The sequence below is a fragment of the Leifsonia sp. HAY1-4F genome, from assembly GCF_056755275.1.
This window is the reverse complement of record NZ_JBNDHX010000537.1, coordinates 1-242: the sequence shown is the minus strand read 5'-3', so window position 1 is coordinate 242 and position 242 is coordinate 1. Positions and strand designations below refer to the sequence as shown.

Annotated in this window: 1 pseudogene; it reads left to right on the top strand. The window is 66.5% G+C overall.

The features are described 5' to 3' along the window. Positions 1-227: pseudogene (locus ACPYOG_RS20425) on the top strand (ABC transporter permease); the annotation flags it as partial. Positions 228-242: the final 15 nt, after the last annotated feature.

The following is a 242-nucleotide window of genomic DNA, read 5'->3' as shown; positions in this document are numbered from 1 at the left end:
CCCCGGACGTGTCGCTGGGCCTCCTCATCGCGAACTATCAGACGGCGTTCACCACACGGCCCTGGCTGTTCTGGTGGCCCGGCCTGTTCATCGTCATCATCGCGCCGACCATCAACTTCATCGGCGACGGACTCCGGGATGCGTACGACCCGCGTCAGCGCCGTGGATTGAAGCCCAGCGCCCGCAAGGAGCAGGCTGCGCTCCGGCAGAAGCCGGTCAAGTCGTGAGCCTCGTGCTCACCC